The sequence below is a fragment of the Paraburkholderia sp. PAMB 6770 genome (assembly GCF_057748135.1).
On sequence record NZ_CM173239.1, the window covers coordinates 147281 to 172155 of the forward strand.

Genomic DNA, 24875 nt, shown 5'->3' on the forward strand with positions numbered 1-24875 from the left:
CGCTTGACCGACCACTCACGTGGCGTAACCGTGCCTGCCGGATCGCGGCAACGGTCGCACTGGCATGGGGCGCCGCCATTGCGCACAACGCGCGGGCGGCGACCGCGGATGCGGCAAGCGCGCCCGTCGCGGCGTCCGCGCCGCTCGCAGCGGGTAGCCAGTACACCGTGCATCCGGGTCAATCGCTGCACGATATCGCAGTCGATGCGACCGGGTCGCACGACCGCGCGGTGCTCGCGCGCGCATCGAAGGCGCTGTTCGATGCAAACCCGGGCGCATTCATGGGGAACGATCCGAGCCGTCTGAAGCTGGGGGCGACGCTGACGATTCCCGCGCTCGATGTCACCGGGACGCCGGTGGCGGCGGGGGCCTCGGGTGCGGTGGGGGCGTCGGGTACCGCGGTATCCGGCGGGGCGGCGTCTGCTTCGGCGCAAGCCGCGTCGACGGTGGCTGCGGCTGCGGCGTCGCCTGGCGCCGCGTCGGCCAGTGGGGCGCACGGCAATGCCGCGACGGCTGCTATGCCGGCAAGCGCCATGAAGGCCGCGAGTGCGCCGGCGAGACAGGCGGCTGTCGCGGCGAGCATGCCCGCGCAAGCCGCGGCATCGACGCCCGCAGCGACCGCTTCCGGCGCGGCTGTCACGGCTGTCACGGCTGTCACGGCGTCTGCGTCGGCGGCGCGTGCATTGGCGCCTGCGTCGGCGGCCGCGACCGCGCGCGCGTTGCCGGCGAGCGGCACGCACGTGTGGACGGGCGCGATCCAGGCGTCGAGCGGCGTCTCGGCTGGCGCCGGCGCGGCGGCGAGCACGTCGGCGTCCGCCGGCATGCCGGTCGTGAAGGCGCCGACGCAGGTCTCCAGCCTGCAACAACTGCTCGCACTCAAGAGCAGAGTGCTGCAGGAATTGCAGAAGCACGGCATCGGTCATTCGTCCGCGACGCCGTCACAGACGGCCCATCCGGCTGCGGCATCGGGCGCCCGCTCGATCTCGGGTGCGCGGGGCACGCCCGCGGCCGGTATGGCCGGAGAGGCGCGCGGCGCGGTTGCCGGTCTGTCGTCGCAGGCGCTGGGGATTGCCGCGCTGGTCGGCGCGGCGCTCGTGGCGTTGTTGGCCGGGCTTGGTTTGCGCCGGATGAAGCGGGCAAATAGCGCGGCGGCGGCCAGCGCCACGGCTGCCGCGCGTGCCGAAGAGAGTGACGAGCCGCGGGCGCTGTCGGCGGAACAGGTGGCGCGGCTGCGCGCTGCGGCTGCAGCGCCGGCGCCGGCGCGCGGGGAAACGGAAGTCGAGACGCCGCTGTCGCAGGACGGCGCCGCACAGGGTGCTGCGCGCGAAGCAGCGGAGCGTGAAGCGGCCGCGCAGGAAGCCGCCGAGCGTGAGGCTGCGGCTCGCGAAGCAGCGGAGCGTGAAGCCGCGGCTCAGGAAGCCGCCGAACGTGAGGCTGTGGCGCGCGAGGCAGCGGAGCGTGAAGCTGCCGCGCACGAAGCCGCCGAGCGTGAGGTTGCGGCGCGCGAAGCGGCGGAGCGCGAAGCCGCCGCGCAGGAAGCCGCCGAACGTAAGGCTGCGGCTCGCGAGGCAGCGGAGCGTGAAGCCGCGGCTCAGGAAGCCGCCGAACGTGAGGCGGTGGCGCGCGAAGCAGCGGAGCGTGAAGCTGTCGCGCACGAAGCCGCCGAACGTGGGGCTGCGGCCCGCGAAGTAGCGGAGCGTGAAGCCGCCGAACGCGCGGCCTCGCAACGCGCCGCTGACGAATCCGCTGTCCCGGGCGACCTCGCGTCGGCGGCCGCAGACGCCGATCGGCCGACAGCCCCGCACGCGGCCGAGTACGATCAAGCGCCGCGCGATACAAATCCCGCGCCGACCGAACCCTCGCTCGCCAGTCCGCCGCCGACGCCGCAACTCGACTTCGAGCCGGCGGAAACCGTGCAGCCGGCTGCGACGGAGTCCCCCGCGCCTTCAGGCGGATTCGACCCGCGCGAGGAGCCGGCGCAAGCATCGGAACCCGTCTCGCCGCAGCCTGATGCAGCGCCGGTATCGACGGGATCCGCGCTACCTTCCGGCAGCGCACACCCGTCTGTGACGCCGACAACAGGGGCAGGCGCAACCGCGTCGCCACCCGAGTCCTTCCCTCGCGATGCGCTCGATGCGTTTGGCGGTCTTGCGCTGGGGCTGCCGCCGCGCGCCGAGCCGCAAGCTGCACCGGCCGCTCCCGCCGCTCCGGCCGCTCCCGCTGCGCACCCGCCCGCACCCGCGCCGGCGCGTGGCCCCGATACGGCGGCTAGCCCGCCCGAAGCCGCGCGGCCTGCGCCGATGCACCCGGCGGCCGCAGGGGCGGCGCCGTTCGGTTCGCTGAAACTCGACTTCGACCTGGATCTGCCGCCGGGTCCTGCGCAGCCGCTGCCGCTGTTCACGCCGCAGGATCTCGTCCGGATTGCCCGCAACAAGCTCGACCTCGCGTCCGAATACATCGAGCTGGGCGATCTGGCCGGCGCCCGCGCGCTGATCCAGGAAGTGATGGACGCCGGCGACGCCACCACGCGCAGCGAAGCGCGTGCGCTGCTGTCGACGCTTGCGCCGCTGTCATGACGCGTGTTGCGCTGGGTGTCCAGTACGACGGCTCGGCGTTTTGCGGCTGGCAGTCGCAGCCGCACGGCCGAACCGTCCAGGACGCGCTGGAGCGCGCGCTGCGCGAATTCGCGCAGACGCCGCTCGCGACAGTCGTCGCCGGACGCACCGATACCGGCGTGCACGGGCTGGGCCAGGTCGTCCATTTCGATACGGCGCTCGATCGTGCGCCTTTTTCGTGGGTGCGCGGCACCAATGCGTTTCTGCCGTCGACCATCGCGGTCCAATGGGCCAAGCCGATGCCCGACACGTTTCACGCGCGCTTCTCCGCGTTCGAGCGCACCTACTACTACGCGCTTTACGTGCATCCGGTGCGCTCGCCGATGCTCGCCGCGCGGGCCGGCTGGGTGCACACGCCGCTCGACGTCGACGCGATGCGCGCCGCCGCCGCGTATCTGATCGGCGAGCGCGATTTCTCGGCGTTCCGCTCGTCGGAATGTCAGGCGAAATCGCCCGTCAAGCACCTGTATCGGATCGACGTGCGGCCGCAGGGCGACTTCATCCATTTCCGCTTCCGGGCGAATGCGTTTTTGCATCACATGGTGCGCAACCTGATGGGCTGTCTGGTCGCAATCGGCCGTGGCCGCCATGCGCCCGAATGGCTCGCCGACGTGCTCGCGAGCCGCGACCGCACCCTCGCCGCCCCCACTTTCATGCCCGACGGCCTGTATCTTGCCCAGGTGGGCTATCCTGATGAATTCGCGGTGCCGCCCGCTCACGCCGGCAGCGTACCGTGGGGTCACGTCTGGAGTGAAACCGCCTCATCATGAACGACACGTCCATCGCGCCATCGAGCGGCGCAGCGCACGCGCAGGCCGACGCAACGAGCGCGGCGGCCCCGCATCGAACGCGCATCAAGCTGTGCGGCTTGTCGAAGCCCGAGGACGTCGCGCACGCGATCGACCTCGGCGCCGACGCGATCGGTCTCGTCTTTTATCCGCCGAGCGCGCGTGCGGTCGGCGTCGCGCAGGCGCTCGATCTCGTGCGCGACGTGCCGCCGTTCGTGTCGATCGTCGGGCTGTTCGTCAACGCGACGCCCGACTGGATCAACGAGGTGGCGAGCAACGTCCCGCTGACGCTGCTGCAGTTCCACGGCGACGAAACGCCGGCGCAATGCGAGACGCTCGCCGGCATTGCGGGTTTGCCTTGGTTGCGCGCGCTGCGGGTCGCAGCGGATACTCGGCAAGCCGATTTGCTAAAATCGTCTCTTGATTATTCAGCTGCCAGCGGCCTCCTGTTCGACACCCATGTCGAAGGCTATGGCGGCGGCGGAAAGGTCTTCGATTGGTCACTTATTCCAGCAGAGCTCGCGCGTCGGGCCGTTTTGAGTGGTGGGTTGAACGCGCAAAACGTCAGTGACGCGATCCGTTGCGTGCGCCCGTATGCGGTCGATGTCTCAAGCGGCATCGAAGTCGCGGGCGCCCGGGGCGTGAAAGATCACGCCCGGATGGCGGCGTTCGTGCGCGCGGTGCGCGCGGCGGACGCGAGTTGATCTGGCCGGCCGGCGTCAAGCGCTGCCGGCGGCCCACTGAGAGAGTGACATCATGTATAACTTGCCCGATGAACGCGGTCATTTCGGCCAGTTTGGCGGTGTTTTCGTCGCAGAAACGCTGGTCCACGCACTCGACGAGCTGCGTGAGGCTTACGCGAAATTCCAGAAAGATCCCGACTTCATCGCGGAATATGAACGCGAGTTGAAGTATTTTGTCGGCCGCCCGTCGCCCATTTATCACGCGCGGCGCTGGAGCGAGCAACTGGGCGGCGCGCAGATATTCCTGAAGCGCGAAGACCTGAACCACACCGGCGCGCACAAGATCAACAACGTGATCGGCCAGGCGCTGCTCGCACGGCGCATGGGCAAGCCGCGCGTGATCGCCGAGACCGGCGCGGGCCAGCATGGCGTTGCCACCGCGACGATCGCCGCGCGCTTCGGCATGGAGTGCGTGGTCTACATGGGCTCCGAGGACGTGCGCCGCCAGGCCGCCAACGTGTACCGGATGAAGCTGCTCGGCGCGACCGTCGTGCCGGTGGAATCCGGCTCCCGCACGCTGAAGGACGCGCTCAACGAAGCGATGCGCGACTGGGTCACCAACGTCGAAAACACGTTCTACATCATTGGCACGGTCGCGGGCCCGCATCCGTATCCGATGATGGTGCGCGATTTCCAGCGCGTGATCGGCGACGAATGCCGGGTGCAGATGCCGGAACTCGTCGGACGCCAGCCGGACGCGGTGATTGCGTGTGTGGGCGGCGGATCGAACGCGATGGGCATCTTTTATCCGTATATCGACGACAAAGCGGTTCATCTGATCGGCGTCGAAGCGGCCGGCGACGGCCTCGCTACCGGCCGGCATGCCGCGTCGCTGATCGGCGGCTCGCCCGGGGTGCTGCACGGCAACCGGACGTACCTGCTGCAGGACGAAAACGGGCAGATCATCGAAACGCACTCGGTGTCGGCGGGGCTCGACTATCCGGGCGTCGGTCCGGAGCATGCGTGGCTGAAAGACAGCGGCCGCGCGCAATATGTCGGCATCACCGACGAAGAAGCGCTCAAGGCGTTCCACGACTGCTGCCGGATCGAAGGCATCATTCCGGCGCTGGAATCGAGCCATGCGATGGCGTACGCGGTGAAGCTCGCGCCGACGCTGCCGAAGGACAAATACCTTCTGGTGAACCTGTCGGGGCGCGGCGACAAGGACATGCACACGGTCGCCGAGCGATCGGGCATCCGGTTCTGAGCGCCGCCGACGATGCGCGACGCGTTTGACGAGCCGCAGCCGGCCGCCGGGATGCCTCCCGGCGACGGCGTCGAGGCCCGGCTGCCCGCCACCCCGGCGGAGCAGGCGGTCGCCCCGGCGCCGCAACCGGCCGCGGTGGCGACGGTGCCGGAAGGCATCTCGCTATTGAACCGCGACTTTCTGACCGATGCGGCGAACCTGCCTGACGGCTCGATCGATCTGATCCTCGCCGATCCGCCTTACGGGCTCGGCAAGGACTACGGTAACGATTCGGATATGCGCTCGGGCGACGATTTTCTCGCCTGGACGCGCAACTGGCTCGAACTCGCGATCCCGAAGCTCAAACCGACTGGTTCGCTGTACATTTTCTGCACGTGGCAGTACGCGCCGGAAATCTTCTGCTTCCTGAAGACGCGTCTGACGATGGTCAACGAGATCATCTGGGACCGGCGCGTGCCGAGCATGGGCGGCACGACGCGCCGTTTCACGTCGGTGCACGACAACATCGGCTTCTTCGCGGTATCGAAGGATTATTACTTCGATCTCGATCCCGTCCGCATCCCGTACGATGCCGTCACGAAGAAGGCGCGTTCACGAAAGTTGTTCGAAGGCAGCAAATGGCTGGAGCTCGGCTACAACCCGAAAGACGTCTGGTCGGTGTCGCGCCTGCATCGGCAGCATGCCGAGCGGGTCGATCATCCGACCCAGAAGCCTCTCGAAATCGTCGAGCGGATGGTGCTGGCGAGCTGCCCGCCCGGCGGCCGCGTGCTGGACCCGTTCATGGGCAGCGGCACGACGGCGGTCGCCTGCGCGCGCCAGCGGCGTGAATTCGTCGGCTACGAAATCAATGAAACCTACTGCGCGATCGCGCGCGAGCGCGTCAGCGCGGCAGGGCCGGCAGGCCCCGGCGCGGCCGTGACGCCGCTTGCGCCGCTCGCCGCCGAGACCTGAGCGCGCGGGGTTGCCGGTCTGCCGACCTTGCCCGTTCCCATTTTCGAGAATAATCCCATGTCCCGTATCAAGAACACATTCGCGGCACTGGCCGCGCAAGGCAAAAAAGGGCTGATTCCGTTCATGACGGCCGGCGACCCGGATCCGGCCCGCACCGTCGAGTTCATGCACGCGCTCGCCGCCGGCGGCGCCGATGTGATCGAACTGGGCGTGCCGTTTTCGGATCCGATGGCCGACGGCCCGGTGATCCAGGCATCCTCGGAGCGCGCGCTCGCGCGCGGCGTGTCGCTGCGCCACGTGCTGGAAAACGTGAAGCAGTTTCGCGCGCGCGACGCGCGTACGCCGGTCGTGCTGATGGGCTACGCGAACCCGATCGAGCGGATGGGCGTCGACGCGTTTGCGGCCGCGGCACAGGACGCGGGCGTCGACGGCGTGCTCGTCGTCGATTATCCGCCGGAAGAATGCGCTAATTTCGCCGAAAAGATGCGATCGGCCGACATCGACCCGATCTTCCTGCTCGCGCCGACATCGACCGCCGAACGCATCGAGGAAGTGGGCCGTATCGCGAGCGGCTACGTTTATTATGTGTCGCTCAAAGGGGTGACCGGCGCGGGAAATCTGGACCTTTCCAGCATCGCGAGTAAAATCCCGGCCATCAGGTCGCGTGTCCCCCTGCCGGTGGGCGTCGGTTTCGGCATCCGCGACGCGCAGGCGGCGCGCGCGGTCGGCAAGATGGCCGATGCCGTCGTGATCGGCAGCCGTATCGTGCAATTGCTCGAACAAGCCGCGCCGGAGACGGCCGCCGACACCTTGACGCGATTCGTCGCGGAGATCCGCGCGGCGCTCGACGAGATCATCGTCGCCCGATAACCGTCATTTTTCGTCTGTTTTTTCGTCTGCTCCCGGCGTGCCGGCGGCCTGTTCCCGGCGCGCGCGACGACCCAGAAAGGAATCGATATGAGCTGGCTCGACAAACTGCTGCCGCCCAAAATCAAGCAAACCGACCCGAAAAACCGCAAGGGCATTCCGGAAGGCTTGTGGATCAAGTGCCCGTCCTGCGAAGCGGTGCTGTACCGCAACGATGTCGAGGCGAATCTGCACGTCTGCCCGAAATGCGATCACCACATGCGGATCGGCGCGCGCGAGCGTCTCGACGGCCTGCTCGATCCGGAAGGCCGCTATGAAATCGGCCAGGAAATCGTGCCGGTCGACGCGCTGAAATTCAAGGACAGCCGCAAGTATCCGGAGCGTCTGAAAGAGGCGATCGAAGAAACCGACGAAACCGACGCGATGGTCGTGATGGGCGGCGCCATCCACACGCTGCCGTGCGTGGTCGCGTGCTTCGAGTTCGCGTTCATGGGCGGCTCGATGGGCTCGGTGGTCGGCGAGCGTTTCGTGCGCGGGGCGAAAAACGCGCTCGAACAGCAGGTGCCGTTCATCTGCTTTACCGCGTCGGGCGGCGCGCGGATGCAGGAGAGCCTGCTGTCGCTGATGCAGATGGCGAAGACCACGGCGATGCTCACCCGGCTGTCCGAGGCGAAATTGCCGTTCATCTCGGTGCTCACGGATCCGACGATGGGCGGCGTGTCCGCGAGCTTCGCGTTTCTGGGCGACGTCGTGATCGCCGAGCCGAAGGCGCTGATCGGCTTTGCCGGTCCGCGCGTGATCGAGCAGACGGTGCGCGAGAAGCTGCCGGAAGGCTTCCAGCGCGCCGAGTTCCTGCTGCAGAAAGGCGCGATCGACATGATCGTGGATCGCCGCAAGCTGCGCGAGGAACTCGCACGCCTGATGGCGCTGATGTCGCGCCAGCCGGCCGACGCGGTCGCCTGACGCGGACCCGGGCCGCGCGGCCCGCCGGGCCGTGCGATCACGCATCAAAGGAGCGCGCCGCGAGCGGGTATCGAGCGGCGCGCTGTCATTTCCGCGATAATCGCGCTCGCGGCGTGCGAGGCGAACCATGCGGCGCGGCGGGGACGGATCGCGCGCCCGGCTGCGCGGTTTTGCCGCGGGCGGACCGCGCCGCGCTTGCAGGATCCGCCGTGCGCCCCCATTTGCGTGTCCGGGTACGGCGGGGATACGGCTGAGATACCGCGGGCGGACCGCGCGCACCCCGCCGTGTGGCCCCGTCGCGATGGACCGATTCACCCGATTGACCGATCGTATGACCACATTCCCCACTCTCGATGCGTGGCTCACGCATCTCGAATCCGCTCATCCGGTCGGCATCGACATGGGCCTGCAGCGGATCGGCAAGGTGCGCGACGCGCTGCGCCTGTCGTTCGCGTGCCCGATCATCACGGTGGGCGGCACCAACGGCAAGGGCTCGACCTGCGCGATCCTCGAATCGATCCTGCTGCGGGCGGGCTATCGGGTCGGCTGCCACACCTCGCCGCACCTGCTCAGCTTCAACGAACGCGCGCGCGTGAACGGCGCGATCGCGAGCGACGCGGATCTGCTGCCGCATTTCGAGGCCGTCGAGGCCGCCCGGTTGAGCCTGCCCGAACCGGTTTCGCTGACCTACTTCGAATTCACGACGCTCGCGATCATGCGTCTGTTCGCGTCGCAGAACCTCGATGCGGTCATCTTCGAGGTCGGCCTCGGCGGCCGGCTCGACGCGGTCAACGTGCTCGACACCGATTGCGCGGTGATCACCAGCATCGACATCGATCATACCGAGTACCTCGGCGATACCCGCGAGAAGATCGGCTTCGAGAAAGCCGGCATCTTCCGCGCGGGCACGCCCGCCATCTGCGCCGATCCGGTCGCGCCGCAGACGCTGATCGACCACGCGGAGCAGATCGGCGCCGATCTGTGGCTCTTCGGCCGCGATTTCCGCTACGAAGGCCAGGCCGGCAGCGAGCGGCAGCAATGGAGCTATGTCGGCCGCACGCTGCGGCGCTCGGCGCTGGCTTATCCGGCGTTGCGCGGCGCCAACCAGCTGATCAACACCTCGGCGGCGCTCGCCGCGCTCGAAGCGCTGCGCGACCGTCTGCCGGTGTCGGCCCAGGACATCCGGCTCGGCCTCGCGAACGTCGAACTGCCGGGACGCTTCCAGGTGCTGCCGGGCAAGCCGGCGATCGTGCTCGACGTCGGCCATAATCCGCACGCGGCAGCGGTGCTTGCGCAAAATCTCGGCAACATGGGCTATTTTCCGTACACGTACGCGGTATTTGGCTCGATGCAGGACAAGGACATCGCCGGCGTGATCCAGCATCTGAAAGGCGAGATCGACCACTGGTGCATCACCGACCTGCCGACGCCGCGCGCCGCCACGTCCGGGCATCTGGAGGCGTTGCTGCGCGAAGCCGGCGTGTCGGACGGCGCGGAGCACGGCGTGAAACGCTTTGCCTCGCCTGCCGAGGCCTATCAGTACGCGTTAGAACACGCGTCGGAGAATGATAGAATTGCGGTTTTCGGCAGTTTCTATACGGTGGCCGGTGTGATGGCCTACCGTAAATCGCAGCAACACTGAACGCGCGGCAGCCGCGAAGCAAGCCATTCATGGGAATTTTCTCGTTCGGCAAGAAAGACGACGCGCCCGCCCGTCGGGGCGCAAAGGCCGGTTCCGCCCGCACAGCAGCCCGCGGCGAGCGGGTCGAGCGGCGAAGCCGCCGCGCGGAAAGGCCGGATGCCGACGCCATGCTGCTCGACCCGATGCTGCCCGAAAAGCAGCGCGCCCGCCGCCGGCTTGTCGGTGCGATTGCCATGGTCGTGGCCGCCGTCGTGATCCTGCCGATGGTGCTCGATTCGCACCCGAAACCCGTTACCGGCGATATCGCCATCGACATTCCAAGCCGCCCGGTGCCGAAAGCCGCCGCCGCGGACGCCGACACGCAGGCCGACATTCCGCCGGACAGCGCCGCCGCGACCGGCGCGTCGGGGGCGATGACGGCTGGCGCCGCGCCGCACGGCTCTCCGGCGGCGTCATCGGGCGCCGCGAACGGCCCGTCGATCGCCACCCGGACAATGCCGCCGGCGAAGCGGGCGGGCACGGTGCCGACGCAAACCGCCGCGAATCCGCCCATGCCCGCTCCGACCGATTCCGGCGCGCCGGCATCGCCGCCGGGCAACCGCTTTGCGGTCGAGCTGGGCTCGTTTCCGAACGACGCCAGCGCGAAGCCGTGGGTGACGCGTCTGCGGGCGCTCGGTGTGCCGGCCTATATCGAACGCCGCAAGCAGGAAGACGGTTCCGTGCGTACGCTGCTGCGGGCGGGCCCGTTCGCCGACCGTGCGGCGGCGAGCGCGGCGATTGCGAAGGTTCGCGAGGCGGGCCTGATGTCGGGCTCGCACAACGGTTCGGGACACTGACGCGGCGATGTTCACCGCCTTCGACTACGCTGTAATGGTCGTGATCGGTTTGTCGGCGTTGCGCGGTACATGGCGCGGCTTCCTGTCCGAGGTGTTCGGGCTGATCGGCTGGGTGGCGTCGTTCCTGATCGCGTGCCACTTCGTCGGCGCGGTCGTGCCGTATCTGCCGGCGAACTGGCCGGGCGGCGCGCTGACGCAGTGGCTGCTCGGGTTCGTGCTGCTCGTGATCGGCGTGATGCTGGTGGTGGGCGTGGCGAATGCGCTGCTGGTGCGGCTCGTGCAGGTGTCGGGCCTCGGCGGCGTCGACCGCTCGCTCGGTTTGATGTTTGGCCTCGTGCGCGGGGTCGTGCTGGTGCTGATTCTGGTCGCCCTCGCGGGCTTGACCGCTCTGCCCCAGCAGACTTTCTGGCGCGACGCGGTGTTGCGGCCCTATGCGGTAGCCGGCGTGCACGAACTGAAACCGCTGCTGCCCGAGGCACTGGCCGCGTACATCCATGTCTGATCCGTCGTTACGCGGGCGCGTGCGGCGGGCAGGACCCCGGCGTCATCCGGCTGCCGGCGCGGCGCCGGTCGCCGTGAAGAATTTCGTACCTTTGAAGGACATGCCATGTGCGGCATCGTAGGCGTAATCTCACAATCCCCGGTCAATCAGCTGATCTATGACAGCTTGCTGCTGCTGCAGCATCGCGGTCAGGACGCGGCCGGCATCGCGACGGCGAACGGCAGCACCTTCCACATGCACAAGGCGAACGGCATGGTGCGCGATGTGTTCCGCACGCGCAACATGCGCAGCCTGCCGGGCACCAGCGGCATCGGCCAGGTGCGCTATCCGACGGCCGGTTCCGCGTCGAGCGAGGAGGAGGCGCAGCCGTTCTACGTGAATGCGCCGTTCGGCATCATCCTCGCGCATAACGGCAACCTGACGAACTGGCAGCAGCTGAAAGACGAGATGTTCCGCGTCGACCGCCGCCACATCAACACCAATTCCGACACCGAAGTGATGCTGAACGTGCTCGCGCACGAATTGCAGCTGTCGACCTCGGGGCTGCAGCTCGATCCGGCTTCGGTGTTCAAGGCGGTGTCGGGCGTGCACCGGCGCGTGCGCGGCTCGTACGCAATCGTGTCGCTGATTTCGGGCTACGGGCTGCTCGCGTTTCGCGACCCGTTCGGCATCCGGCCGCTGTGCATCGGCAAGCAGGAAACGGCGCAGGGCGTCGAGTGGATGCTCGCGTCGGAGTCGGTTGCGATCGAAGGCGTCGGCTTCGAATTCGTGCGCGATGTGGTGCCGGGCGAAGCGATCTTCATCGATTTCGACGGCAACCTGCATGCGCAGCAATGCGCGCCGAACGCGAGCCTGAATCCCTGCATCTTCGAACTCGTGTACCTCGCGCGTCCCGACTCGGTGCTCGACGGCGTGCCGGTCTACAACGTGCGTCTGCGCATGGGCGACTACCTGGCCGAGAAAGTCCGCCGCGAGTTGCCCGACGTGCCGATCGACGTCGTGATGCCGATTCCCGACTCGTCGCGTCCGGCGGCGATGCAGGTGGCGAAGGTGCTCGGCGTCGAGTATCGCGAGGGGTTCTTCAAGAACCGCTATGTCGGCCGCACGTTCATCATGCCGGGCCAGGCGGTGCGCAAGAAGTCGGTGCGCCAGAAGCTGAACGCGATGGCGATCGAATTCAAGGGCAAGAACGTGCTGATCGTCGACGATTCGATCGTGCGCGGCACTACCTCGCACGAAATCGTGCAGATGGCGCGCGATGCGGGCGCGAACAAGGTGATTTTCGCGTCGGCGGCGCCGCCGGTGAAATTCCCGAACGTCTACGGCATCGACATGCCGACCCGCGGCGAGCTGGTCGCGCATGGCCGCACCGACGACGAAGTGGCGCGCATCATCGGCGCCGACCACCTCGTGTACCAGGACGTCGAGGATCTGAAGCAGGCGGTGCGCGACACGAACCCCGCGCTGAAGGAGTTCGAAGCGTCGTGCTTCGACGGCAATTACATCACCGGCGACGTCACGAGCGAATACCTCGATCGCATCGAAAGTGCGCGCCTTGCGCCGTCCGCACAATCGGACCGCGACGCGGCAGGCGAGGCGATCGAAGCCGGCGCGGCGCGCTCGCAACTGCATCTGCAACTGTCGGTGGAGTGAGTGCCCGGCGCGGCGGCGCTGCACGCGGCGCGCCGCGCATGTTACGATAACCGCTTGCGTCGATTTGATTTCAGCTTGCGGACGCGGGGCAACCCGAAACAGCTAAAGCGAACGGTGGCGTTGCCGCAACCGTCCGCCGCCCCGCTTTCCCGCAGATGAAGCCCGCTTATGCCGACGCAAAGCGGGCTTTTTTGTTGCCGGCCACCGTTTGCGCGCCCTTGGGCGGGCGCGGCGCGGCGGGGCCGGTCCGGACAGGTCGCAATACGCGCGATACACGTGGCAACTGGAACCCGAACCATCATGGACGACTCACTGAACTTCGACACTCTTGCCGTGCGCTCCGGCACGCTGCGCAGCGATTTCAACGAGCACTCGGAAGCGCTCTTCCTGACCTCGAGCTTCATGTTCTCGAGCGCGGCGCAGGCCGCCGAGCGCTTCAGGAACTCGGAAGACTTTTACACCTACTCGCGCTTCACCAACCCGACCGTGACGATGTTCCAGGATCGCCTCGCCGCGCTCGAAGGCGGCGAGGCGTGCATGGCGACGGCGTCGGGCATGAGCGCGATCCTGTCGGTCGTGATGTCGGCGCTGCAGACGGGCGATCATCTCGTCAGTTCGCAGAGCCTGTTCGGCTCGACGCTCGGCATGTTCTCGCAGATCTTCAGCCGCTTCGGCATCACGACGACGTTCGTCGATCCGACCGATCTCGACGCCTGGAAGAACGCCGTGCGGCCCGAGACGAAGATGTTCTTCCTCGAAACGCCGTCGAATCCGCTGACCGAAGTGGCCGACATCGAAGCGATCGGGCGGATCGCGAAGGCCGCGAATGCGCTGTTCGTCGTCGACAACTGTTTCTGCAGCCCGGCGCTGCAGCAGCCGCTGAAGCTCGGCGCGGACGTCGTGATGCACTCGGCGACCAAGTTCCTCGACGGCCAGGGCCGCGTGCTCGGCGGCGCGCTGGTCGGCTCGAAGCAGTTCATCATGGAAAAGGTGTTTCCGTTCGTGCGCAGCGCGGGGCCGACGCTGTCGGCATTCAACGCGTGGGTGCTGCTCAAGGGCATGGAAACGCTGTCGCTGCGGGTCGAGCGGCAGTCGGCCAACGCGCTCGACATCGCGCGCTGGCTGGAGGCGCATCCCGCGGTGAATCGCGTGTTTTATCCGGGGCTCGAATCGCACCCGCAATACGCGATCGCGAAGCGGCAGCAGAAAGCGGGCGGCGCGACCCTGTCGTTCGAGTTGAAGGGCGATACGCCCGAAGCGCAGCGCGCGAACGCGTGGCGCGTGATCGACGGCACGAAAGTGTGCTCGATCACCGCGAATCTCGGCGATACGCGGACGACGATCACGCACCCGGCCACCACCACGCATGCGCGCATCTCGCCGGAGGCGCGCGCCGCTGCGGGCATCAGCGAAGGACTGATCCGGCTGGCGGTCGGCCTCGAAAATGCGGGCGACATCCGCGCCGATCTGGCGCGCGGACTCGACGCCTGAATCGACGCCCGACCGTGCGCGATGCGCGCGAGCGCACCGTGCACGACCGCTAGTGGCGCAGTTGCCGCCACTGGCCGGGCGCGAGCCCGAAGCGTCGGGTGAATGCGTGCGTGAACGTGCTCTGGTCGGCAAAGCCGACATCGAGCGCGATGTCGCTCAGCGAACGGCGTGCGTCGCCGAGCAGCGTGACGGCGGCGTCGAGCCGCAGCCGTTGCAGGTAGCGGTGCGGCGTTTCGCCGAACGCCTCGTTGAAAAGCTGATGAAAGCGCCGCATGCCGAAGCCGCAATGCGCGGCGAGGTCGGCGACGCGCAGCGGCTCCGACAGATGCGTGCGCATCCAGCGGTCGATGCGCGCGAAGTCGAGCCCGCTGCCCGGCGCGCTCGCGGCCGCGGCGGGCAGCAGCGCGTCGCACAGGCGCGCGGCGGCGGCCCAGTGAAAGCGCCGCCAGTTCGCGCTGTCGTCGGGGGGCGCGCATGATGCGATGTCGCGCACCCGTTGCGCGAGCGGCGGCGCCAGCGTGATCGCTCGCGCCCGCTCGAACAGCCGTTGCGGCACCGCGAGCGAGGCGAGCGGCAGATCCAGCACCAGTTGCCGGTTCTCGCCGATGCCCGCGTAGTCGTGGCGCGCGCCGGCCGGAACGAGCCACGCGGAACCCGCGACGATCCGCTCGGCGACGCCGTCCACTGCCATCACCATCGTGCCGTCGAGGCCCAGCACGATCTGGTGGAACGCGTGCACATCCGATGCCTCGTGCGCGCCGTAGCGGCGCACCGACACGCTGGGGGCGATGACGGCGGCGTCGTTCATCGGCGCATTTTCGCGGACACGGCGCGCGGCACGCGGGCCCGCGCGTTCAGACCTGCAGCAGCTCGACTTCGAACACGAGCGTTGCGTTCGGCGGAATGACACCACCCGCGCCGCGCACGCCGTAGCCGAGTTGCGGCGGAATGGTCAGCTTGCGCACGCCGCCTACTTTCATGCCCTGCACTCCTTCGTCCCAGCCCTTGATCACCATGCCGCCGCCCAGCACGAACGCGAACGGGTCGTTGCGGTCCTTGCTGGAGTCGAACTTCTGACCGTCGGTCAGCCAGCCCGTGTAGTGCACGGTGACGGTCTGGCCGGCTTTCGCTTCGGCGCCGGCGCCTTCGGTGAGGTCTTCGTACTGGAGGCCGGTGGCGGTCGTCACGGTTGACATCGATTGCTCCTTCAAACGGGTCGTCAAAGCCGACATTGTAGGCGCGATGGCGCATGGCCGTCCGGAATTCGCGGCGCGCACGGCGTCGGGGGCAATCCCGCGTGCCTATAATGGGAGCCTCGGTATCCCACCCGCACTGCCTGCGAGGACCTCTATCGTGACTCCGTCTTCCACGGGTGCCGGCGGCGGCCGGCCGGTTATCGGCGCGCTTGCCCGGTCTGAGCGCAGCGCGCTGCGCTGCGCGCAGGTCGCGCTGTTCATGCGCGATCACGTGCTGTCGCTGGTGTCGCACGATCTGCGCGGTCCGCTGAACGCGATTCATAGCTGGGCCTACGTGCTCGAACGCAAGCTCGATGCGAACGATCCGGCCGCGCAGCGCGCGATCATCGGCATACGCAACGGCGTCGACCAGCAGGTGAAGCTGCTGGAGTCGATCGTCGACACGACGCGCGCGGGTACCCGCCATCTGACGCTCGAACGCGAACCGTTCGCGCTGCAGGCGCTGCTCAGCGACGCCGTCGACGACGTGCGCACGGATCTCGGGCGCGCGCGCGGCGTGCACGTCGCATTCGATTCGGCGCTCGCGACCGAGCAGTACGACGGCGATCGCGAGCGGCTTGCCGCGGCGCTGTGGCTGATGCTGACCTTCGCGGTCGAGGCGAGCGCGCCCGCCGCCGAGGTCACGCTCGGCGCGCACGCCGATGCCGCCGCATGGGAGGCCGCCGTCACGTTCACGCCGGCCGGCGCGGCCCTCGACGATCCCGCGCTACCGCATCTGCTCGAACCGTTCGCGCGCAGCGAAGCGCGCGCGCCGCGCGAGGCCGGGCGCATCGCGTGGGTGCTCGCACTGTGCCGGCGCGTGGCCGAGGCGCACGGCGGCACCTTCACGCAGGATGCGCTCAAGGACGGCGAGCCGGCCCGTCTCGCGCTGCGCGTGCCCGCCGTGGCGCCGTGAGCGTCGCCATGAGCGGCCCCGCAGCGACACGCAGCGGGTGCGCGCACGCGCGTCCCCTATACTGAGCGCTTTGCCTGTCGGAGCGTGTGGTCTTGATCCAGCTTGTCGCCCTTATCGGTGCGTTGCTGCTCGTTGCACTCAACGGTTTTTTCGTCGCGGCCGAGTTCGGCCTCGTCAAGCTGCGGCAGACGCGGGTCCGCAGCCTCGTCGCGCAGCACGGTCTGCGCGGCCGTCTGCTCGCGAAGGTGCATGGGCATCTCGACGCGTATCTGTCGGCGTGCCAGCTCGGCATCACGCTGGCGTCGCTCGGGCTCGGCTGGATCGGCGAGCCCGCGTTTGCGCGGCTGCTCACGCCGCTGCTCGGCCTGCTCGGCGTCGAATCGGCGGAACTGATTCATGGCATCTCGCTGTTCTTCGCGTTCGCCTGCATTTCGTTCCTGCATATCGTGGTCGGCGAACTGGCGCCGAAGTCGCTCGCGATTCGCGAGGCCGAAAAAGTGTCGCTGTGGGCGGCGACGCCGCTCTACGGTTTTTATTGGGCCATGTATCCGGCGATCTGGCTGCTCAACAGCAGCGCGAACGCGGTGCTGCGGATGGCCGGCCTCGTCGCGCGGCACGGCGCCGACACGCATTATTCGACCGAGGAACTGAAGCTGATCCTGCGCGGCGGACGCGCGCAGGCCGCGCGCGAGGCCGGGGCTGGCGCGCAGACGTACAGTGAGGACGAATGGAACACGATTGCGCACTCGCTCGATTTCTCGCGCATGACGGTGTCCGATCTGATGCGGCCCGCGCACGAGATGGTCGGCCTGCGCCAGGACTTGCCGCTGCGCGAGAACATGCAGGTGGTCGCGCGGCACCGCTTCAGCCGCTATCCGCTGTTTGCCGATGCATCCGGCGAACGCGTGCTCGGCATGCTGCATCTGAAAGACCTGCTGCTCGCGCGCCAGGCGGGCGGCACGCTCGACGATCTGGCGAAACACGTGCGCCCGGTGCAGTACGTGAAGCCGGACATGCCCGCGCTCGAACTGTTCCGGCGCTTTCGCAAAGGCGCGCCGCACATGGCGCTCGTCGGGCACAAGAACACCGCGCCGAGCGGCTTCCTGACGCTCGATAATCTGCTCGGCGCGCTCGTCGGGCAAATCCACGACGAGTTCCGTCAGGGCGACACCGACTGGACCCGCATGGACGATGGGACGCTGATCGGCAAGGGCAGCCTGCCGGTGGTATCGCTCGAACGGGCGCTCGGCATCGACATCGACGAGGGCCGCGCCGAATCCGTCGGCGGCTTGGTGATTCACGCGCTGAACGATCTGCCCGGCGAGGGGCAGCGCGTGGCGTTCGAGCGCTTCGATATCGTCGTGAAGAAGATGAAGGGGCCGCGCATCCTGCTCGTGCGCGTGTATCCGAAGGGATTCGACGACGAGGGCGGCTAACCGGCGCGACGGCGACCGCGCACATCGGCCCGACGTCAGCCCGACGTCAGCCCGATGCGGCGCCCTTCAGCGTGCCGGCGCGACGCCGTTCTCGACCAGCACGGCGACCGGCATCGTCGCGAGCGCGTCGCGCAGGTATAGCGCGCCGTGTTCGCCGACGCGCGGCGAGGCCGGACACATCCAGTCGAACAGCGACCGCGCGTGCAGCCCGTCGGGCAGTTCGACCGCGGTGTCGCCCCAGTGCGCCGGATCGACGTGCGGCGCGCCGTCCTGGCTGCCGGGCAGGCCCGCCGCGAGACGCGTCACGATCACGACGACCCACGCGTGCGCGTCGCGCCGCGCAAACGCGAGCGCATGCGCCGCATGGGTGCCGGCGATCGTCAGCGGCAGATAGGCGCCGTCGCGAAACAGTCCGGGAAGATGCGCGCGCAATGCGAGCAGACGCTGGATCACCGCGAGTTTCACGCGGCCGTTTTGCCACGCGGCGAGGTAATCGGAGGGCGGCGCATCCGCGAGCCATGCGTTGCGCTGCGCGAACCCGACGGGCCGCCGATTGTCCGGATCGACGAGGCTGAAGTCCCACAGCTCGGTGCCCTGATAGAGATCGGGCACGCCCGGCGCGGTCAGCCGCAACACGGTCTGCTGCAGACCGTTGAGTGCGCCGGCGGGCCCGATGCTGGCGACCAGCGCGGCCAGCTCGCGCAGGAAGCCGTCGCGCCGCTGCGGTGCGAGGATGTCGAACAGGAAATCGCGGCACGCCTGCTCATACGCTTCGTCGGGCGCGAACCATTGCGTGCGCAGCTTCGCTTCGCGCAACGCCTTCTGCTGCCACTGCGCGACGCGCCCGGCGAACGCTTCCACGCCGGCGGCATCGTCCGGCGCGAGCTCCGGGGGCCAATGACCGACCAGCGTCTGGTACAGCATCGCTTCCGCGGCGGGACCGGGCGCCCATTGCGGGCCGTCGCGGTCGGCGCCGCGCCGGTGCGGCGCGTTCAGCGTCGACCACGCGCGCAGCGTGGCGATCCATGCGTGGGCGCGTTCGCTCAGCACGGCGAGCCGTGCGCGCGCGTCTTCGCCGCGCTTGTGATCGTGCGTGGCCGTGGCGAGCATCGCATGCGGATGCCGGCGCGCGCGTTCGGCGTTGGCCGCATGAAACGCCGCCGGCGACAGCGCGAATTCGCCCGGGTCCGCGCCGACCTCGTTGCGCGACAGCAGCCGGCCGTAGCGGTAGCACGCGGTGTCCTCGATCGCTTTCGCCGCGAGCGGCACGGTCAGTTGCGAGAACAACGCCTGCGCGCCGCGGCGCGCCGCGCGGGCGTGGCCGATCCCCGACCCGGCTGCGTCGCGGGCGGTGGCCGGCTCGTCGGGCACGCTGCCGCCGAGCCATGCGTCGACCTGCGCGAGGACCGCATGATCGGCGGCCGATAACGCGTGCCGCGCGGCCTGCAAGGCGCTATCGAACGCGAGGCGATCGGCTGCGCTGCGCACGCCGTTGTGCGGGTAGATCCGGTACACCGGAAAATGCACCGCCAGCTCGCCCACCACGCGGCGCAGCGCGGTGTACGTGAAGTCGCGCGTGGCGAGGCTGTCGCGCGCGATCCGGTGCAGTGCGCGCGCCACGCGGTCCTGCTCGGCGGCGAGGTTTTCCGCGAGAATCTGGCGGCGCGCCCGATGCGCTTCGTCGGCGAATGCGGCGCTGCGCCCGCTCAGTTCGGCCCACGCGTGCGCGAGCGGTTCCGCGCCTGCCGGATCGTGCAGCAGCGCGCCGACGTCGTTCATGAAGTCGTAGCCGGTCGTGCCGTCCACGCGCCAGTCGTCGCGCAGCGGCTCGCCGCGCGCAAGGATCTTCTCGACCACCAGGTAGGGCTCGCCCGCGCGCAGCTCGCCGAGCCGCTGCCGCAGGCGCTGGCAGTATTCGCGCGGCTCGGCGAGGCCGTCGACGTGGTCGATGCGCACCCCGTCGATCAGGCCTTGCGCGTAGAGCCGGAAGATCAGCGCATGCGTCGCTTCGAACACCTCGGGGCGCTCGACGCGCATGCCGGCAAGCGTGCCGATATCGAAGAAACGCCGCCAGTTGACCTCGTCGGACGCGGTACGCCACCAGGCGAGCCGGAAGTGCTGGCGTTCGAGCAGCCGGTGCAGCCGCTCGCGCGACGACGCGTCGCCGGGCGCATAGGCGGCGAGCGCCGCGTCGATGGCGGGCTGGCCGCCTTGCGCGGCGAACTCGCGCAGCATCGCGCGCGCCTCGGCTGCACGCAGCTGGTCGTCGGGCTGCGTCGTCAGGCCTGCGAAACGTTCGGCCAGCGCGTTCAGTGCCGGATGGTTCGCGCCCTGCAGGATCGCCGCGTAGTCGGTCGGGCACACCGGCGCGACGTGCGGTCCGTAGGTGACGCGCAAATGCGCTGTCGCTGCGGCGAAATCGAGTGCGATCCGCCCGGCCGCCAGTTCGTCGCCGTACTGCGCGCCGAGATACGGCAGCAGCACTTTCGCGCGCAATGCCGGGTCCGGCGAGTGCCAGTCGACGTCGAAGTACCGCGCGTAGGCGCTGTGGCGTCCCCATTCGAGGATGTCGAGCCACCACGCGTTGTGCGCGCTGCCGACCCCCATGTGGTTCGGCACGACGTCGACGATCAGCCCCATCCCGCACTCGCGCAGCGTGTGCACGAGGCGTACGAGCGCTGCTTCGCCGCCGCATTCGGCGCTGACCTCGCCGTAGTCGACGGTGTCGTAGCCGTGCGTCGAACCCGGCTCCGGGGTGGTCACCGGAGACGCGTACAGGTGGCTCACGCCGAGCGCGGCGAAGTAGCCGACGTGCGCGCGCGCATCGTCGAACGTGAAGCCGCGGTGAAACTGGAGTCGGAGCGTAGCGCGTGGGACAGTCATGGTGTGTCGGTTTCCGGAGACGCCGTGCACGGCGGTAGGGGCGGCGCCTGCCCCGCGCGGGCGCGGGCGATCGTGGCGAGGCGGCGGGTGACGCCGGGATCGTCGAACAGCGCGTCGACGGCGAGGGGCAGACGGCGCCGCCAGTTCGGGTGCTCGTCGATCGAGCCGGGCAGGTTCGGCTGGTCTTCGAGCGCGAGCAGGTCTTCGAGCGGGAACGTGGCGAGCGCGGCGGGCGTCGTCGCGACGAACGCGAGCGCCTCGTCGACCGGCGCGTCCTGCGGCGGCGGCACAGGGCGGCCCGCGGCGGCGACGCCGGCCTGCTGGAACGCCGCCCACAGCGCGGCGCGGTCGGCGGCGCGCTCGGCCTGTGCGAGCGCGACCGGATCGCGTCCGTCGGCGCGCGGCAGCGTCTGGCCGATCCGGTTGCGCCACGCGATGTCCGCGCCGCGCCACCAGCCGGCGACAGTCGGCAGATCGTGCGTGGTCGTCGTGGCGGCCGCGTGGCGGTCCCAGCGCGCCGGTGCCGTGAAGCCGCGCTTGCTGCCGCCGCGCTCGAACCACAGCACGCGGATGCCCGCGAGGCCATGTTCGTCGAGCCGCTCGCGAAAGCCCGGCGGCACGGTGCCGAGATCCTCGCCGATCACGATTGCCCGGTGCCGCCACGATTCGAGCGCGATCAGCCGCAGCAGGTCGTCGAGCGGATAGCGCAGATAGGCGCCGTCGCGCGCGCTGGCGCCGTCCGGCACGAGCCACAGGCGGCGCAGCCCGAGAATGTGGTCGATGCGGATGCCGCCCGCGTGCGCGAACGCGGCCCGCAGCATGTCGATGAACGCGGCGAATCCCTGGTTGCGCATCGCGCGCGGGGAGAACGTCGTGAGTCCCCATGCCTGGCCCGCCTGGTTGAACAGATCGGGCGGCGCGCCGACCGAGACGCCCTGCAGCATGTCGTCGCAGTACGACCAGGCGTGGCTGCCGGCGCTGTCACAGCCGACCGCGAGATCGGCGATCAGGCCGATTGCCATGCCGGCTTCGCGCGCGCGCCGTTGCGCGTGCGCGAGCCCCTGCGCGGCAAGCCATTGCAGGAACAGATGAAACTCGACCTCGCTGCGATGTTCGCGCGCGAACGCTTCGACCTGCGCGCTGCGCGGGTCGCGCAACGCGTCCGGCCAGCGGCGCCAGTAGCCGTCGCCGTCGGGCAGCGCGTGCTGGGCGGCCTGCAGCGCTTCGAAGCGCGCATGATCTTCGAGTGCGCGGCCGCCGGCGCGGCAGAATGCGTCGAAAGCGCGCGCGCGCGGCGTGTCGCGGACGCGTTCGTCCTCGCAGAACTGCTCGAAGAGCACACGCAGCACACCCAGCTTGAGCTGGATCGCAGCGGGCCAGTCGATCAGCGCATGCTGTTCGAGCCGCGCCGCGGCGGCGCGGCTCGCGGTTGCCTCGCGTGCCGCGTGCGCAGCCGGCGCGCCGAACACCGCGGCGGGATCGATATGCGCGACGTTCAGCCACAGACGCGAGGACGGCGAGTAGGGGCTGAAGCGTTCGGGCTCGGCGCTGAACATCGCATGGGTCGGACTCACCGCGAGCAGGTGCGCGCCGCGCTGCGCGCTCGCGGCGGCGAGCTGCGCGAGCGCCGAATAGTCGCCGATGCCGGCGTCGCCGTCGTGCCTGAGGCCATAGAGCTGCGCGGCGAGCCCCCATAGCGGCGGCGCGGGCGCGTCGTGCTGCTGCCGCCATGCGTCGGCAGCCGTATAGCAGCGCGCGGGCGCGACCGCCAGCGTGACGCGATGGTCGTTCAGATGCAGCGTGTGATAGCCGGGCTCGTCGATCGGCGTGAGCAGCGCGGCCTCGCCCCTGGGCGCGGTAAAGCGGCCGTCGAGCACCGCACCGCTTTCGAGTTCGATCCTGTAATGGCTGCCGGCCTTGATCGCGGCCGCGGGCAGCGCGATGCCGCGCTCGCACTCGGCGGTCATCAGCGGCGGCAGGCGGCGGCCGGACAGCTCGGCGTCGAGCGCGGCCGCGCTTTGCCGGATCTGCGCGGCGGTGCCGCATGGCAGGCCGAGACAGTCGAGCAGCACGGCGAGCGTGCTGTCGGGCACGCGCTGCGTCGTGTTGTGCGCGTCGACCCACTCGACTTCGAGCCCCGCGCGCGCGGCGAGATGCGCCACGGTTCCGGACGAACGACGGTGCGCGCTCATGCGTGCCGCTCCCGCCGGGTGGCCTTGCGCGCATCGTGCGCGCTCGCGTACCGGGCGACGTCGCCGGTGAGCCATGCGATGCACGCATGCGGCGGCAGGCGGCGTGCATCGGCGGCGTCGCGCGCGCGCGGCGGCGTCTCGAAGATCACCTTGCCCGGCGGCGGGTCGCCGAGCGCGACGTCGGTGTCGTCGAGGTTCAGCGCGAGCGACAGCGTCTCGCCGTCGCCGAGCCGCCAGCGCGCGACGAGCGCCCGCGCATCGGCGCCGTTCGCGCCGGCCAGCACGGTCACGCCGAGCGGCGCCGTGTGCGCGAGGCGCGGCGTGATGAGCCTCGCGCGCACCGCGAGCGCGGCTTCATAAAAATGCCGCCAGCTGCGCCGCGCCTGCGCGTCGTCGTGCGTTGCGGCGTCGGGGGGCGGCGACGACGCGGCGAAGGTCTGCGGATGATTCGGGTCGGGGATGCGCGCGCGTTGCCCGGCGTCGCTGAACGCGGCAAAGCGCGCGAATTCGCGGCGACGTCCTTCGCGCACCGCCTCCGCAAGCGCGTCCCGATAGTCGGTGAAGAACAGGAACGGCTGTGTCGAGCCGTACTCCTCGTCCATGAACAGCAGCGGAATCTGCGGCGACAGCAGCAGCAGCGCGCTTGCCGCGCGCAGCGCGTCCGCGTCGCACAGCGTGCTCAGCCGTTCGCCGAACGCGCGGTTGCCGACCTGATCGTGGTTCTGCAGGAACATCACGAACGAGGTCGGCGGCAGGGCGCCGCTCGGTTCGCCGCGCGCCTTGCCGTCGTGGATCGGCGAGGGCTCGCCCTGATACGCGAAGCCTTCGGCCAGCACGCGCGCGAGCTGGCGGACCGGCTGCGCCGCGTAGGCGTGGTAGTAGCCTTCGGTTTCGCCGGTCAGCAGCACGTGCAGCGCATTGTGCGCGTCGTCGTTCCACTGCGCGTCGAAATGCGTTTCGAGCAGGCTCGCGGTATTGCGTTCGTTTTCCAGCACGAGATGAACGTGACGCCCGTGCCGCACCTTCGTCCGGATGTGCTCCGCGAGCGTGCGCAGCCAGTCGTCGTTGCCGATTGCGTGCACGGCGTCGAAGCGCAGGCCGTCGAAGCGGTATTCGTTGATCCAGTACACCGCGTTGTCGCAGAAGAATTCGCTGACTTCGCTGCGTTCGAAGTCGATCGCCGGACCCCACGGCGTCGACGTGTCCGCGCGGAAGAACGGCGCGGCGTATTGCTGAAGGTAATTGCCGTCCGGCCCGAAGTGGTTGTAGACGACGTCGAGAAACACGCTCAGCCCGTGGCCGTGCGCGGCGTCGATCAGCGCTTTCAGTTCGTCGGGGCGGCCGTACGTCGAATCGGGCGCGTACGGCAGCACGCCGTCGTAGCCCCAGTTGCGCTCGCCGGGGAACGCGTTGAGCGGCATCAGTTCGATCGCGGTGACGCCGAGCGCGGCGAGCGCCGGCAGCCGCTTTGCGACACCCGCATAGCCGCCCAGCGCGCCGACGTGCAGCTCGTACAGCACGGTTTCCTCCCATGGGCGGCCGTGCCAGTCCGTCTGCCGCCACGTGTAGGCGCGCGGGTCGATCACTTCGCTCGGGCCGTGCACGCCCTGCGGCTGAAAGCGCGACACCGGATCGGGCACCGCGAGCCCGGTGTCGAGCCGGTAACGATACAGCGCGCCCGCGCCGCAGGGCGCGTCGGCCTCGAACCAGCCGGCGCCGGACGGCGTCATGTCGAGGGCGAAGGGCTTGTCCGGCCCGTCGATTTCGACGCGCACCGCAGCGCACGACGGCGCCCAGAAGCGAAAGCGCGTGCGCGGCTGCGCGCCCTGTGCGCCGAGCAGATGCGCGCCGAACGGCAGACAGTGCGCGTGATGCGGTGCGTGAGGATCCAGCGGACTTTCGGACATGATTCGTCACCCTTCGGTTGAGCGCGCCGGCAAGCGCCGACGCGGGGC

20 protein-coding genes are annotated in these 24875 nt (G+C 69.3%); 14 read left to right on the plus strand and 6 right to left on the minus strand.

What is annotated here, in order from left to right; all coding sequences use genetic code 11:
- Window positions 1-178 precede the first annotated feature (178 nt).
- Complete coding sequence (locus tag AC3AP7_RS18225) at window positions 179-823, minus strand: hypothetical protein (protein WP_487363990.1); 645 nt, start codon at window positions 821-823, stop codon at window positions 179-181.
- Here AC3AP7_RS18225 and AC3AP7_RS18230 point away from each other — a divergent pair.
- The 12 genes from AC3AP7_RS18230 to AC3AP7_RS18285 all read left to right on the plus strand — a co-directional run bounded on the left by AC3AP7_RS18230 (window position 822) and on the right by AC3AP7_RS18285 (window position 14258).
- Window positions 822-2576 carry a FimV C-terminal domain-containing protein gene (locus tag AC3AP7_RS18230; RefSeq protein WP_488324847.1) on the plus strand — a complete coding sequence of 585 codons (1755 nt, stop codon included), beginning with the start codon at window positions 822-824 and terminating at the stop codon, window positions 2574-2576. The two genes, AC3AP7_RS18225 and AC3AP7_RS18230, sit on opposite strands and share 2 nt — an antisense overlap.
- Window positions 2573-3385, plus strand: a complete 813-nt coding sequence (truA, locus tag AC3AP7_RS18235) for a tRNA pseudouridine(38-40) synthase TruA (RefSeq protein ID WP_487363991.1) — start codon at window positions 2573-2575, stop codon at window positions 3383-3385. Before AC3AP7_RS18230 ends, truA begins: the two co-directional genes overlap by 4 nt.
- Window positions 3382-4107 carry a phosphoribosylanthranilate isomerase gene (locus AC3AP7_RS18240; protein ID WP_487363992.1) on the plus strand — a complete coding sequence of 242 codons (726 nt, stop codon included), beginning with the start codon at window positions 3382-3384 and terminating at the stop codon, window positions 4105-4107. The genes truA and AC3AP7_RS18240 overlap by 4 nt, the downstream gene beginning before the upstream one ends.
- 52 nt (window positions 4108-4159) lie before the next feature.
- The gene (gene trpB, locus AC3AP7_RS18245) at window positions 4160-5353 is read left to right on the plus strand and encodes a tryptophan synthase subunit beta (protein ID WP_487363993.1); all 1194 of its coding nucleotides are present in this window, start codon (window positions 4160-4162) and stop codon (window positions 5351-5353) included.
- 12 nt (window positions 5354-5365) lie between these two features.
- Window positions 5366-6304, plus strand: a complete 939-nt coding sequence (locus tag AC3AP7_RS18250; RefSeq protein WP_487363994.1) for a DNA-methyltransferase — start codon at window positions 5366-5368, stop codon at window positions 6302-6304.
- 57 nt (window positions 6305-6361) lie between these two features.
- Entirely contained in the window at window positions 6362-7174 is an 813-nt protein-coding gene (gene trpA / locus AC3AP7_RS18255) for a tryptophan synthase subunit alpha (RefSeq protein ID WP_487363995.1), read from the plus strand.
- Between the two features lie 87 nt (window positions 7175-7261).
- Entirely contained in the window at window positions 7262-8134 is an 873-nt protein-coding gene (gene accD / locus AC3AP7_RS18260) for an acetyl-CoA carboxylase, carboxyltransferase subunit beta (protein ID WP_487363996.1), read from the plus strand.
- 331 nt (window positions 8135-8465) lie between these two features.
- Window positions 8466-9776 carry a bifunctional tetrahydrofolate synthase/dihydrofolate synthase gene (folC, locus tag AC3AP7_RS18265; protein ID WP_487363997.1) on the plus strand — a complete coding sequence of 437 codons (1311 nt, stop codon included), beginning with the start codon at window positions 8466-8468 and terminating at the stop codon, window positions 9774-9776.
- A gap of 29 nt (window positions 9777-9805) precedes the next feature.
- Entirely contained in the window at window positions 9806-10612 is an 807-nt protein-coding gene (locus tag AC3AP7_RS18270; protein WP_487363998.1) for an SPOR domain-containing protein, read from the plus strand.
- Between the two features lie 7 nt (window positions 10613-10619).
- The gene (locus tag AC3AP7_RS18275; protein WP_487363999.1) at window positions 10620-11114 is read left to right on the plus strand and encodes a CvpA family protein; all 495 of its coding nucleotides are present in this window, start codon (window positions 10620-10622) and stop codon (window positions 11112-11114) included.
- Window positions 11115-11219: 105 nt separating this feature from the next.
- On the plus strand, window positions 11220-12767 hold the full coding sequence (purF, locus tag AC3AP7_RS18280) for an amidophosphoribosyltransferase (RefSeq protein ID WP_487364000.1): 1548 nt from the start codon (window positions 11220-11222) through the stop codon (window positions 12765-12767).
- Window positions 12768-13067: 300 nt separating this feature from the next.
- Window positions 13068-14258 (plus strand): O-succinylhomoserine sulfhydrylase, encoded by a 1191-nt coding sequence (locus tag AC3AP7_RS18285; RefSeq protein ID WP_487364001.1) that lies wholly within the window; start codon window positions 13068-13070, stop codon window positions 14256-14258.
- Between the two features lie 49 nt (window positions 14259-14307).
- On the opposite strand, the gene AC3AP7_RS18290 is transcribed toward AC3AP7_RS18285, so the two are convergent.
- Together AC3AP7_RS18290 and AC3AP7_RS18295 are read right to left on the minus strand one after the other, a co-directional pair.
- Window positions 14308-15066 carry a helix-turn-helix domain-containing protein gene (locus AC3AP7_RS18290; RefSeq protein WP_487364002.1) on the minus strand — a complete coding sequence of 253 codons (759 nt, stop codon included), beginning with the start codon at window positions 15064-15066 and terminating at the stop codon, window positions 14308-14310.
- A 46-nt stretch (window positions 15067-15112) separates the two neighbouring features.
- On the minus strand, window positions 15113-15454 hold the full coding sequence (locus AC3AP7_RS18295) for an FKBP-type peptidyl-prolyl cis-trans isomerase (RefSeq protein WP_487364003.1): 342 nt from the start codon (window positions 15452-15454) through the stop codon (window positions 15113-15115).
- Window positions 15455-15611: 157 nt separating this feature from the next.
- On the opposite strand from AC3AP7_RS18295, the gene AC3AP7_RS18300 reads away from it, so the two are divergent.
- Window positions 15612-16409 (plus strand): sensor histidine kinase, encoded by a 798-nt coding sequence (locus tag AC3AP7_RS18300; RefSeq protein ID WP_487364004.1) that lies wholly within the window; start codon window positions 15612-15614, stop codon window positions 16407-16409.
- A gap of 92 nt (window positions 16410-16501) precedes the next feature.
- The gene (locus tag AC3AP7_RS18305; RefSeq protein WP_487364005.1) at window positions 16502-17845 is read left to right on the plus strand and encodes a hemolysin family protein; all 1344 of its coding nucleotides are present in this window, start codon (window positions 16502-16504) and stop codon (window positions 17843-17845) included.
- A 66-nt stretch (window positions 17846-17911) separates the two neighbouring features.
- Here AC3AP7_RS18305 and treY read toward each other — a convergent pair whose 3' ends face one another.
- The 3 genes from treY to treZ are packed head-to-tail and all read right to left on the minus strand — an operon-like array spanning window position 17912 to window position 24827.
- A complete protein-coding gene (treY, locus tag AC3AP7_RS18310) occupies window positions 17912-20728 on the minus strand; it encodes a malto-oligosyltrehalose synthase (protein ID WP_487364006.1) in 2817 nt (938 codons plus the stop codon).
- Window positions 20725-22920 (minus strand): 4-alpha-glucanotransferase, encoded by a 2196-nt coding sequence (malQ, locus tag AC3AP7_RS18315; protein ID WP_487364007.1) that lies wholly within the window; start codon window positions 22918-22920, stop codon window positions 20725-20727. The genes treY and malQ overlap by 4 nt, the downstream gene beginning before the upstream one ends.
- Window positions 22917-24827, minus strand: coding sequence for a malto-oligosyltrehalose trehalohydrolase (treZ, locus tag AC3AP7_RS18320; protein ID WP_487364008.1), 1911 nt, complete (start codon window positions 24825-24827; stop codon window positions 22917-22919). Before treZ ends, malQ begins: the two co-directional genes overlap by 4 nt.
- Window positions 24828-24875 lie beyond the last annotated feature (48 nt).